The 12,555-nt window shown below is 39.5% G+C and carries 13 protein-coding genes and 1 tRNA gene; 5 read left to right on the top strand and 9 right to left on the bottom strand.

Annotated features, from left to right (window positions below; translation table 11 throughout):
* The first annotated feature begins 383 nt into the window (after positions 1–383).
* Both DLD82_RS11505 and istB read left to right on the top strand, forming a co-directional pair.
* A complete protein-coding gene (locus DLD82_RS11505) occupies positions 384–983 on the top strand; it encodes a Mu transposase domain-containing protein (protein WP_109941270.1) in 600 nt (199 codons plus the stop codon).
* Positions 980–1,699: an IS21-like element helper ATPase IstB gene (gene istB, locus DLD82_RS11500; protein ID WP_109941269.1), complete on the top strand. Its 720-nt coding sequence runs from the start codon at positions 980–982 to the stop codon at positions 1,697–1,699. The genes DLD82_RS11505 and istB overlap by 4 nt, the downstream gene beginning before the upstream one ends.
* 268 nt (positions 1,700–1,967) lie before the next feature.
* Here the strand turns inward: istB and DLD82_RS11495 are convergent, their stop codons facing one another.
* From DLD82_RS11495 to cfbA, 9 genes are all read right to left on the bottom strand, one after another.
* Positions 1,968–3,425, bottom strand: a complete 1,458-nt coding sequence (locus DLD82_RS11495; protein WP_109941268.1) for a restriction endonuclease — start codon at positions 3,423–3,425, stop codon at positions 1,968–1,970.
* 220 nt (positions 3,426–3,645) lie between these two features.
* Positions 3,646–3,798, bottom strand: a complete 153-nt coding sequence (locus DLD82_RS18655) for a hypothetical protein (protein WP_181391399.1) — start codon at positions 3,796–3,798, stop codon at positions 3,646–3,648.
* Between the two features lie 392 nt (positions 3,799–4,190).
* The gene (locus DLD82_RS18275) at positions 4,191–4,415 is read right to left on the bottom strand and encodes a hypothetical protein (RefSeq protein ID WP_146199776.1); all 225 of its coding nucleotides are present in this window, start codon (positions 4,413–4,415) and stop codon (positions 4,191–4,193) included.
* 311 nt (positions 4,416–4,726) lie between these two features.
* Positions 4,727–4,801: transfer RNA gene (locus DLD82_RS11485), tRNA-Glu, on the bottom strand.
* A gap of 52 nt (positions 4,802–4,853) precedes the next feature.
* Complete coding sequence (gene ilvE, locus DLD82_RS11480; RefSeq protein ID WP_109941273.1) at positions 4,854–5,720, bottom strand: branched-chain-amino-acid transaminase; 867 nt, start codon at positions 5,718–5,720, stop codon at positions 4,854–4,856.
* 78 nt (positions 5,721–5,798) lie between these two features.
* Complete coding sequence (gene cfbB, locus DLD82_RS11475; RefSeq protein WP_109941266.1) at positions 5,799–7,193, bottom strand: Ni-sirohydrochlorin a,c-diamide synthase; 1,395 nt, start codon at positions 7,191–7,193, stop codon at positions 5,799–5,801.
* A complete protein-coding gene (gene cfbD / locus DLD82_RS11470) occupies positions 7,190–8,254 on the bottom strand; it encodes a Ni-sirohydrochlorin a,c-diamide reductive cyclase catalytic subunit (protein ID WP_109941272.1) in 1,065 nt (354 codons plus the stop codon). The genes cfbB and cfbD overlap by 4 nt, the downstream gene beginning before the upstream one ends.
* Positions 8,254–9,468 carry a coenzyme F430 synthase gene (cfbE, locus tag DLD82_RS11465; protein ID WP_109941265.1) on the bottom strand — a complete coding sequence of 405 codons (1,215 nt, stop codon included), beginning with the start codon at positions 9,466–9,468 and terminating at the stop codon, positions 8,254–8,256. Before cfbE ends, cfbD begins: the two co-directional genes overlap by 1 nt.
* The gene (gene cfbA / locus DLD82_RS11460; RefSeq protein WP_109941264.1) at positions 9,468–9,869 is read right to left on the bottom strand and encodes a sirohydrochlorin nickelochelatase; all 402 of its coding nucleotides are present in this window, start codon (positions 9,867–9,869) and stop codon (positions 9,468–9,470) included. The genes cfbE and cfbA overlap by 1 nt, the downstream gene beginning before the upstream one ends.
* 176 nt (positions 9,870–10,045) lie before the next feature.
* Between cfbA and DLD82_RS11455 the strand changes: the two genes are divergently transcribed.
* From DLD82_RS11455 to DLD82_RS11445, 3 genes are read left to right on the top strand one after another with little or no spacing between them, the layout of a single operon-like run.
* Positions 10,046–11,149, top strand: a complete 1,104-nt coding sequence (locus DLD82_RS11455) for a methanogenesis marker 9 domain-containing protein (RefSeq protein WP_109941263.1) — start codon at positions 10,046–10,048, stop codon at positions 11,147–11,149.
* Positions 11,146–11,961 (top strand): triphosphoribosyl-dephospho-CoA synthase, encoded by an 816-nt coding sequence (locus DLD82_RS11450; RefSeq protein ID WP_109941262.1) that lies wholly within the window; start codon positions 11,146–11,148, stop codon positions 11,959–11,961. Before DLD82_RS11455 ends, DLD82_RS11450 begins: the two co-directional genes overlap by 4 nt.
* The gene (locus DLD82_RS11445) at positions 11,949–12,551 is read left to right on the top strand and encodes a DUF447 domain-containing protein (RefSeq protein WP_181391398.1); all 603 of its coding nucleotides are present in this window, start codon (positions 11,949–11,951) and stop codon (positions 12,549–12,551) included. The genes DLD82_RS11450 and DLD82_RS11445 overlap by 13 nt, the downstream gene beginning before the upstream one ends.
* The last annotated feature ends 4 nt before the right edge of the window (positions 12,552–12,555 follow it).

Raw genomic sequence — 12,555 nt, 5'->3', positions numbered from 1 at the left:
TTAAGCGAAGACCGACCTTCATAAATTATTCGGTTTTTTTAGGGGGGGAGCGGAATGGGAAATCAATATAAATATCGAGTCTTTTTTCAGTATCTGAAAAGGAAACTTGTGTTACAGACCAAGGTTCTTTCAATCCTAGAACCAATTGAATGGCATCTTTTTCTAGAGGATATCCCGTCATAAAGTTATTTTTATCTTTATTGTAAATCTGTTTAACTTAATCTCTCGCGAAGGTGGGATGCTCGCCCATCCCACCGAGCCTATCATTGCCTGGGGGTTGGGTTCAAGGGAGGGGGGCGGAGCACCCCCACCCTTGATTTTCCCCTTATGGTTTTGTAATTACCCACTCAAAGTAGCGATGAGCCAAGACTCCCATCGAATCCTTGAAAGATGAACAGAATTCCTTGCTTCCCCTTCCTTCACTTGAGTATTCAAATGTACTGACTAAACCAGCAAAAATATCCAAATACTCGTTTGTGTCCTTTGATCGCAATTATTACTCTGTCCCTGATAGTTATCGTCAAAAACGCATTCTGCTGAAGATTTATCAGGACCGAATCGATCTTGTATCCGGTCCAGAGCTGATTGCCTCACACAAAAGATTACATGGAAAAGGACAGTATTCTCTCAATATTTGTCACTTCCTGAAGACATTTGAACGAAAACCAGGATCACTCATGCACTCCAAGGTAATTCAACAAGCTCCTGATACTCTTCAGAATCTTTATAAGTCCCATTACCTGGACAGGCCATTAGATTTTATTCAGATACTGAGCCTGACGGAAGAATGCTCTTTGGATGAGTTAATTGCTGTAATAGAGAAGTTACAGAAGATTCATGTTTCACCTGAATGTGCCACCATTCGAATGGTTTTGAATAAAGACGTCGTTCAGGCTGTTGAATCGTTAGAGGTATATGATTTGATAAATGTACAGGAACCGGATCTGACCGTATATGATTGTGTGGTGGAGTGTGTAGCATGATACATGAACTGGAAGAAATGTGCAAACAACTCCATATTGCCGGTGTTTACCAGTCGGTTCAGGAACAATGTGGATCAGATCCGGAGATAATTTCGGTTCTGATGAAAGCTTGTCAGTTTGAATTGAATATCAGGATGACCAATCGGCATATCCGAACCATCAAACAAGCGGGATTTCCTACCCAGAAAAGATTCGAAGAGTTGTCAGTACAGGATTTACCAGATGATGGGAGAATGTTTCTGCCGGATCTGAAATCGCTGGATTTTATTCAGGAAACGAAAAATGTGGTCTTTATTGGAAATTCAGGAACTGGAAAGACACACTTAGCTATTGCAACTGGGGTATGTGCCTGTGAGCATAATTTCAAAGTGAACTTTAAAACTGCTGCAGGTCTGGTAAATGAGCTACTGGAAGCAAAAAAAGCAGGAAGATTTACGTTATTGATGAGGCAGCTTAAAAGGATTGATCTTCTAATCCTCGATGAACTTGGGTACATAACCTTTGATCTGGAAGGTACTGAGTTATTATTTCAGATATTGGCTGCACGATATGAGGTACTTAGTACGGTTATTACCACCAATTTACCTTTTTCTGAATGGATTAAAGTGTTTCATGATAAAACTCTGACTGTTGCTCTTCTTGACAGGATTACTCACCAGGCAATGATAGTCAATATGAATGGTCACAGTTACCGAAGAAGGGCAAAGAATACCTGAACTGATATTTTCTCTTTGCGAAGGTGGGATGCTTGTCCATCCCACCGAGCCTATCCTAATCAGGGGTGGGTTGAAGGGAGGGGGCGAAGCCACCACCCTTCTGGCTCTTTCTTTTAAGGAAGGAATTTATACTTGAGTGATGACTTTCCACTTAGGGCTGGTCAAAATTGAAGTGGAAGTCCTGGTCAATTTTAGAGTAGCAAAAACACTCTCGAAGAGTGGGTCCGTTTTCCATCTGTGCAGTTATGTTAGATCATGACCGATGATTTCATGAGAATAATAAAGATGTAAATGTTTTCCCGTTTTCGATTTCAATGAGATGACTCCGTTCAATTAGTTTAACATCATTTATTAAAGCTAATTCCCTTGCAGGATTAGTATAACTCCGATTCGTAATTACCACCCCTTTTTTTGCATTGTATACTTTTAATGCTCCTACTATCTCCTGAACAGCCTTATTACTAACATTGGTTCCCTTTTTGTATCTTTTACACTGAATAATGAAGGTATCATTATTTTTAGAAATAATGATATCAGCCCCGTGATCTCTTGATCCTTTTGTAACGGTCACGGAAAAGCCTTCTTCATTTAATTTTTTACCCAACAACTCCTCAAATTCATGCCCTGAAGTATTATCTAAATATTTAATAAATGGTTCTTGTTTTAATAACCCTGCAGCGAATTTATCTAAATCCTCTTTTTCTTGTTTGACTTTTTCTCTTGAATTATAGTTCTGAATTAGTAAGTCAATGTTATCTCGAAAATTATGTTTATCGCCTAATATTTTTTTTAGGAATTTTTTATTCTGTGTTGTTTCCTCAAATGTTAAAAAAATTTTTAAGATGTCATCTATGGTTTTAGTTTGAGAAAAGGCATCACAAAATATATCAAAATCCGACTCTCGGATTAATGTAGCAAGTATGTCATCATCAAAATCATATCCTTTAGTTGATAATAATTTCTTTAATGTTTTAAAACATTCTTCATTACGTTTATAGGATTGATATTTCTTCTTAAAGCCCTTAATAAATTCATAGGAATCGGACTTTTTGATTTTATCTTGTAATTTTTTTTGATATTCTATATGTTGGTGATATTCAATTTCTGCAGGACTAAAAATTGGACATATCCCACACCATTGTTTATTATTATGAATTTTAATTTTAGATTTTTCCCAGCGTTTCCCACAATATTCACAAACAGTATAGCTAATTTTGGAATTATCTCGATTTTGATTATTAGTTTTTCCCTTACTCCTAATTGGAAGAATACAGTTACCACACCATTTTTCTCCAATGTGATATATTATACCATTTCGGGTGGTACTGTTACCGCAAAAATGACAATCATATGTATAGATTGTTGAATTATAATCCTGTTTTACCCGACCTTTATCCTTGATTGTATCGTAGATTTTGCCTTCGTCAGAACTCGGAGTTGTTTTTATGCAGAAGTGATTATGTCTTTCTATATGAGCATTACAAAACCATCCTTTACAATATTGACAAACATTGGCCCTATCATTTGAGACTGACTTTCCACATTGATAACAATTTTGATTAAACTGTATTTCAGAGTGATTTTTAATGTTACTTTTATTCGAAGCTTTTCTAGGAGATATAGGGTGTATTTGATTTCTAAGTTTGATGAATTCATCTTCGGTAATTTCTCTTTTTGTAAATTTAACCACTAACTCAGATAATGGATCATCAAATTGAAAAGACATAATTTATATGTTTAAAAAATATGTTTGAAATTAGATATAAATTAGTATCTCGCCCCTGCTCTAGTGCTCCTCACCCTCTCACCAGATAAACACCAAAAGGGAGGGGGAGACCCGTTAGATCAGGGATGTCTGTGGCTCGGCTTACACCCCGTAATGATGCATGGCTAAAGAAATTCGAACCATTTGGTTCCCGACATTTCAGGCAGACTCGGGGCTCAGGTTATTCCCCGATAAACTGATCTTTGAGTGCTTCAATTCCATAGAGTTTAAAAACCTCCCGGTCAATATCCATTCCGGTCAGATCTACGTAGTTGATGAACATCCGGGAGTCAATCGGTTCGCAGATCATGAGTTTTATTACTGATTCGTTCATATCCTGTAGAATCAAATGTGAAATACGGGAATATCGGGAGATATGGGTGAAAACATGCTTTTTATATCAACCCTTATGGAAAGTTGGGTTAATTGTCTAGTTACTGCTGCATGAGTCATCTGTCTTCTCCGTTCGTTGATGAAGAGCAAGGCATTATCAGTGAACTCTCCTGTTTTTCACTTTTCCACTTGATGAGATGTTTCTTTCTCATGACCAGACAGATATATCGAGGTTACATCTTTTGAATCTCACATTCACGACTATGCTGATATTATTCATTTTGAGGTGACCCCATCGCATCTCTCCGATCTCTCCAACACGAAACCCCCCCCTTCGTACATGGTCGTGAGTAAGGTTCTATCCCGGGGTGTCATGCAGACTAAGATGAGTGCCTAGATCTCGTAACCGGTGAGGAGTTCAGATGTTTTATGGGATGGAAGTTTCTTTGGTATTTTTATCGAGCGAACTTTTTTCTCAGGCATGGTGATTACTTCACTGTCAAACAGCCAAAGTACAAACTGTTTCAGAATTATGCCGAGATCTATCCAGGTGTTTCGGGAAAATGGAGTGCCACATCTCGAAGGGGCATTATTGATCCGGTCAACACTAGTATACAAAGATGGGATCGTGAGATCACAATATTGAGGGATAAAACGCCGGATCGTGACCAGGCTTGATACGATCTTTAAGGAGTGTTTGGGAGAAATGCCAGCAGATATCCGTTTCTCTGCTTCGAAAGCGGTTATAAGAAATAGATCGACTGATAAGATTCTATTTTATATGAGAGTGTTATTGATAGACCGATTTTAATACTCAGGTTTTAAACCACTGAATCGATCATTATCTGAGAGTAGTATCGCTTCTGGCATGGTCAGAAGTTTGAATTAGTCCATAAAAAGGGTACAGACAATTGGACTAATAGTTTATATGCTGATATGGGGATTCGAACCCCAGTCGTCGGCGTGAAAGGCCGACATGATTGGCCGGACTACACTATATCAGCAGGTGCCTCTAAAGGTCTACTCTATAACATAAAAAGGTTTGGATAAGTCCACCTAAACAATAGGTGTTCCTTCTTTCTGGACAACAATTTTGAACTGTTCCATACATTGACGCGTAATAGGTCCTGGTTTTCCTGTCCCAATATCACGTCCATCAATCCAGGTAATTGGAGCGATTTCAGCGGCTGTTCCTGTAACAAATACTTCATCAGCGGAATAAAGATCATAATATCCCATGTTACGTTCAAGAACAGTGATTCCCAGAGAATTGGCAATTTCTAATGCCACCATCCGGGTAATACCCCGCAGATTATTCAAAGTTGGTGGAGTAATAATAACTCCATTCTTAATTACAAAGATATTATCTCCGGACCCTTCACAAACATATCCATTGGTATCAAAGAAAATTGCTTCATCTCCGCCTTTATAATTCGCTTCTATCTTTGCCATTATATTATTCAGATAATTAAGACTTTTCACATTTGGCGGAAGAGCTTCTGCCGGATTTCTCCGGACTGATACGGTGATTGCCTTCAAACCTTTTTCATAAAGATCACCATACATAGCGCCCCATTCCGTAGCGATAATAAAAACACTGGATTTTGCACATTTCCGGGGGTCAAGTCCAAGATCGCCGACACCTCTACTGATAATTGGCCGGATATATGCATCCTTCAGATTATTTTTCTTACAGGTTTCGATGATAGCTTTAGCCATCTCGTCCTTTGTAATAGAAGCCTTAAGATCGATTGTTTTTGCAGAATCATAGAGGCGGTCAAGATGTTCATCCAACCTGAATATTCTTCCTGAATATGCCCGGATACCTTCAAAAACACCATCACCATAGAGAAAACCATGGTCAAAAACCGATACTTTTGCCTCCTCTTTGGGATAATATTTCCCATCGATATAAATCTGCATAGAAAGGTATCTGATTCCTTTTCTCAAAAGGATTATCTTTCTTATCAGGGAGTATATAAAGAAATAATTCTTTCTTTTTTATATAATACTATCATCTGCACAAGCAGATAAAAAAGAAAAAAGAAAATTTCGGGAAGGTACTGGATGAAGATGAGTATATGATCCGACAACATTGTTCATGATTAGTCCATCATGTTTGTCATCTATACCAAATCCCCTTTCCAGATCATACGCATAAGATACCCCATTATCCGGATAGACCGTAGAGTAATGAAACGCATGCCCAAGGACCGGGGATTTTTTTTCACTCCCAAACGGACAGGCAGAAGTTGTGTTTCCTTTTACATAGGTGACAATGCGTTTTTTTGGAATTGTACAGGTTGCAGGGAGCACACCAGCCATTTGAAAAGTATCTCCAGTATGAAGACCTGAAAATTCATTGAGTACTTTAATCTGACGACAAAGGTACATAAGACCCCCGCATTCTGCAAGAATTGGAATATTTCCATCACATACCCTCTTTAAATCTTCCATCATTGAAGAATTTTCAGATAATTCTTTTCCAAAATACTCGGGATAACCACCGCCCAGGATATACCCATCTGCATCTGGTAAAGAACCATTCACCGGAGAAAAAAATGAAAGAGAAAAACCTCTTGATTCAATCAGGGAGAATAAATCAGCATAATAAAAATTAAAAGCTTCATCCCGGGCAATAGCTATATTATATCCATTTTTGGTAGAAATCCCCTGAAAAAGTTCAGGAACCGATGTCGGATTAGTTATTTCAGAAGAAAGAGAAAGGAGAGTATCGAGATCCAGATAACTACAAATCATTTTTACAATGGAATCGACCCTATCCAGGAATGGTTTATCTTTCAACCCTTCTTCAAAAGGAACAAGACCAAGATGCCGCATGGTAAGATCCAGATTATCTACCCGGGGAATCGCTCCGATAACAGGAATATTACAATAATGCTGAATTGCTTCGGTTGCTTTTCTGACATGTTTTTCTCCTCTGACATTATTGAGAATAACACCGGCAATCTTTACCTCCGGATCAAATTTCATGAACCCCATCAGAAGAGCTGCAGCACTCCGGGTAATACTCCGTGCATCAATAACGACAATGACCGGGACATTCAGAAACTTGGCAATTGATGCTGTACTACCAATATCGTCAACACTTTCAGCACCCTCGAAAAGTCCCCTGACCCCTTCTATAATGGCGATATCTGCCCCGATGCATGCATGATTAAAAACAGCCATCAATTCTTCCCGGTTCATCACAAATGAGTCCAAGTTCCGGCAGGGCCGTCCGGTAACTCCGGTAAGATATGACGGATCAATATAATCCATTCCAACTTTAAAAGTCTGAACATTACGGTTTTTTGATAATGCTGCTGCTATTGCAAGTGTAATACTGGTTTTACCTGATCCCGAACGATCACCGGAAATCAGGAATGTCTTCATGTTAAACTCCTCAAGACGGCACCAAACTCTGATTCTACAATATTGCGGACACCGAGTGTCTTTGGGTGCAGATCAATTTCCACAACAACATGTTCATGACCCAGGCTCTTGAGTGGAGCTACCTGCCTGGGACCGTTCGTTATGGAAAAACATTCTATCCCATCAGTATATTCCGGAGGAATTGCATGAGGAACTCCACTAATCAAAGCAAAATCCGGATTTTGGGATTGCATCCAGGCCCCAAGTTTTTCGCCAAGGGCACCATATTCATCAAGAGCACCTTGTTTAATAAATGGAAGATTCTTTTCAGCCAGGTCTGCTGCAATTCTTTCCGAATCCCGCCGAACCTTTGGAAGACCCCGGAGTTCAAGGTTCGCTGAATAAGTGATATCTGCATCAGGTGAACTCTCAAATAATGCAAGCAGGGCATCACTGAACATATAAGCGGTTTCTTTTTTTGCATTCAAAATTGCAACACCCTTCTTTCCGTCTTCAATTAATTCCTTCAATCTTGAAGCAACCAGATGTTTTAAGTCACCTCTTGAAGGTTCAATATATTCCTTTATTGCAGCTCCTCTCAGTCTTTCTACCTGATTGGCCGCTTTTAAAAGTTCCTGTTGACGTGACAATTCATCAGTTGATATCCATCCGATCTCTGCAGCTGGCTTGAGTGCTGCAATTACTCCGTCAATATTTTCGGTAAAGCCTGCATGGATATCAACAGCAATGGTTTCAGTACTGATTCCGGAATTATCAACAGCTGCCTGCAAATCTTCTCCGATGATCATTGAAACACAAGTACCAATTATGGCCATCCGGTCAGGAGAGAATTTTTCTTCTGCATACTGGATAACCTCCTCAAGTCTTGCCTGACCTCCAAATACAAATTCATTATCTGCAAGAGAGGTCGTAAGAACTCTCATCCCATCTTCCTCCAGAAGACGGGCATGCTTAAAAGAGCATCCGGACGGTCCATGCAAAACCGCTACATCAACTTCAAGATCACGAGCAGTATATAAGGCAGCAACAATCGAACTTGGACGTGGTTGTACGTATTTCATCATTTCCACCGTTTCACAGAAAACAGGATAAGGGGATTATTCAGAGTTTTTGCATTTACATATGCTTCTTCTGGTGTTTCAAAGATTGAAAAACCAATACTCTGCTTATTACATATCATTCTGATGGTATCGCATTTAATCCGCTTGTCGCCGGGAATAAGCATAACATCATGAGGTTTAATCTCTAATATTGCGGAAATTATCTCACTTGTATCAAAATTTTCACATACGGATTGAGATTCCTGTCCAATAATAAGAGTAATTGGAACATCTCCAGCAATTTCTTTACCATAACGATAGGCATCACAGGAGGTATCATAACAGGTCCCACTATTGGAATTGTCAATAATCGTAAATCCATGATCGGATTGAGTATCCAACCTGCCAGATATAGCTGTAAAAAAGGAAAGAGCAGCAGGATCAATACCCATAAGCAGAGCCGCTCCAGCGGCCAGCATTAAGGGAGTTTTATATCCGGAGAGTAATAAAAGAGGATTCGAAAAAGTCCCCTTGATGTTCTGATATTGATATGAAGCCGTTTTTCCGTGAATTTCAACAAGATCTGATACAGAGATACATCCATCATGAAGAAGTTCTATTTCCGGAGGAACAAGAACAACAGAGAAAAGATGTGATGATTCTTTTTTGAGATCTAATGCACTTCTTTTTCCCCCGGCTACCGGATAATCATCTCCGGAAGTGAGAATTCCTAAGGATCCTATACCACAAAAACCAAGAGAAATTTCTGCAATCATCCAGCCATCTGCTGGTTTAAAAGAATACGCTGAGAGAACTGATGCGGGAGTAATAGAGAATCTATCCAATTTTTGTTTATCCGGGTAGGAATAAAGACCAGAAGAAGTCTGAAGAACTCCAGGGCCGGAGAGTAAAAATGCCAGAGCAGTAGCGGTTGTAGATTTTCCTCGTTTTCCGGTAATTTCAATAATTTGAGGAATGTTACTATGAGGGAAAACTGAGCGAACCATTTCATGATGAGAAATTACCGGAGAAGTAATATTTCTAAGGAGATGATAATCCGGGTCAAGATGAACTGGCGTAGTAACCAGATCATACTTCCGGGTAAGAGCCAGTTCTTCAGTAATTCCTTCAGCATGGCGATACACATCAACCATGTCAACATCATGTCCGGAAAGAATGAGGTGATCAGCAATCACCTTCCCTCCATGAATAGTATCAAGAACAAGAATTCGCATTAGATCGTATCAAGAGCCGCCTTCGCATTTTCCATCATAAGATCTGCGAGAAGCGGATTTGGTCCGATTGGATCTGCATAAACAAGTGGAATTTCTTTGTTTGCAAGAGAGAATATTCCTCTCTTCTGACCTTGTGAAAGACCTAATATCCCGGGAATATCTTCGTCAATGTGCACACCACGTGCGAGAAAGAGAGGAACTACTGCGATACTGTTGATATCATCATTTTTAAACATATCAAGTGATGCTTTAATTGTTGGCTCATTAAATTCCATAAATCCGCAACGAACAATATAATCCGGATGTTTTTCTGCGATAATCGCTGCGGTTTTGGTAATCAGGGATTGGTTGTACTCCTTTTTACTTCCATGTCCAACAAGAAGGATTCCAGTCTTTGACATTCTCAGTAGGTATTACTGCACGTCATAAAATAGTTATCAAATGTTATAATATTCCAATGAGTTGTATACTTTCAACCTGTAGATGACAAACACACCTCTTTCAATAGAGAACAATACCGCCCCCCTTAGAGAACCTTATACCAATAGACGATCGATGATTATGGACAAGGGATATAATGGAAACGGATTTTAAAATCAGTATCGGAGACAAATCAATAAAATCGCCTGTTGCAATAGCCTGTATGGCTGGTATTACCGATGGGGCATATATTAGAGATCGATCTGATTATATCGGTCTTGGTATTATCGGAGGATATGCAATAGATAAAAAAACCCTGAACGCTGCCAAAATCATTTCAGATCAGGGGAGAGATGAGTTTCTCCCACGCAATCTTATAGAAAACCTTAAAGAACAGATAGCGCTTATTCAGGGGACAGGAGTTGTTCCGGTAATAAACCTCAGGGCATCTGAAGCCGCATCTCTTGCATCTCTTGCACAGGAACTTGGCAACTCTGTTATCTATGAAATAGATGCACATTGCAGACAACAGCCGATGATTGAAGCAAATAGTGGTGAATATCTCCTTCATCATCCTGAAATACTCATTGCTTATGTCCAGACACTTAAGATCGCCGGGGTTATTGTATCGGTTAAAATTCGCGCAGGAATTGCCGCTGATGATATTGAATTATCACGTCTGCTCTGGAAAGCCGGAGCAGATATTTTGCATATTGATCTGATGGATTTCGGGCATCAGTATCTTAAAAAAATCAGAGATGCCACTCCGATTTTCATTATTGCAAATAACGAAATAAATTCATACGAAAAAGCCAAAGAGATGTTTGCCCACGGAGCAGATATGGTTTCACTTGCACGGAAATCCGACCCTGCAACACTTTCATCATTAGTTACTTCCATGGAGCAATATACAAAAGAACACGGTTGGTATAATGCTCCAAAACAATTATGTCGTGGAGGAGATATCAGATCACTTGCCTTTTGTTGCATGCCGGTTAAACCCTGCCCTCTGCTCCCAACTCTTGAAAAATACAAAATTTCACCCCAGGAATTTGTCAACATGAAAATGGAAGCCGTCGCCGGAACACCACTTGAACAGGGAGCAAATACCTGTTTTGGAAGTCTTGCATATTGTTGTAAGGATTCAACTCCATGTATGTTCAGGGATGCAGCACTTAAGCAGGCAGGAGTTAAAAAATCAACATATATGGATTTAAAAAGAGAAATTTCTCAGAAACTTCTGAAAAAAATTTTTAAATGAAACCAGAAATTTCTCTTACCGAATATGCCCAGATGGCGATGGCCTTTGAGGTCTGTGCCTGGGATAAACCAGGCAATGTTGACCGGTGTCATGACTTCCCTGATACCAAACTGGAACATTTTTTTACTTCGGTGATTTTTTGCAGACCAGCGCTTGAAAGAGCAGAAAAAAATGATGGGTCTGTCGGGGAACTTATTCGTCTCGCAACTATTCTGACTGGAAGACATAAAGGGGGTAATACCCATTTCGGAGCATTCATTTTACTAATTCCCTTACTGATGGGGAGAAACATTCCCGGTGCATATGAGATAGTGAGAAAGACCACTCTTGATGATGCATTAGATTTTTATGACGCCTTTGCTCATACAGCGGTTCGTGTCAGAGAGAATGATGAACTCGATATCAATGATCCGAAGGCAAAGGAAGAACTAAAAAATAGGAACATGACCTTCTTTGATGTGATGGCATATTCAGCCCCACACGACCTGGTTGCAGATGAGATAGTAAACGGATTTGTCCTGACCAGGTACACCGCAGATCTGCTAAAAATATTTTCTGATAAGAATCCCATTTCAAAAGTATTTCTCCAATTACTATCAGAGTATCCGGATACCTTTATTGCAAAAAAATACGGTCTGGATGCCTCAGTAACTGTTCAGAAAAAGGCACAACTAGTAATAAATGGGAAGATGAGTCCTCGGGAACTTGATCTATTCTGCCTTGAATGCGGGTACAATCCAGGATCTCTCGCAGATATTATGATCTCCGGACTCTATATTGCCTTAGGGGAAGGATGGGAATGGGATCGTTAAACTATCCGGAGAATGCCATTTTTTACGAAGGAATTAACGAAGTTATCGTAAATACCGAACGAAACGCCGCTCCAATGGGAATCATCCGTAAAAATGATACTTTATCCATGATTGTGTTCAGAACCAGTCACACCGCGGAGCATATTTTAAAAGATGGCTGGATTGTAATTCACATCACTCATGATCCAATTCTGTTTGTGAAAACTGCTTTTGAAGATCTCTCAGATGAATCATATATTCACGAAATATGTGATGAAATCCGAATCTGCAGATTGAAAGAATGCCTGAACTGGATTGCATGTAAAGTTCATGTGGTAAATATTACGCAGGAAAAGATCTTCGTGATGGTCTATCCCTTTCATACAGAAATAACTCCGGTTCTTCCATTCCCTGTTCATCGTGGACTTAATAATATTATTGAAGCAACAGTCCATGGTACCCGTTTCATCATGAACAGAGATCCGAAACTAGCAGATCTCATTCGATATCATGGCTCCCTTATCGTTCGCTGTGGTGGATCCAGGGAAAAAAAGGCGTTATCCCTATTGTATAATTATGTAAATGCAATAGTGCCTGGTTCTTTTGAGTAACCAG

The organism is Methanospirillum stamsii, from assembly GCF_003173335.1.
GTDB lineage: Archaea > Halobacteriota > Methanomicrobia > Methanomicrobiales > Methanospirillaceae > Methanospirillum > Methanospirillum stamsii.
This window is presented reverse-complemented; position numbering and strand designations above follow the sequence as displayed.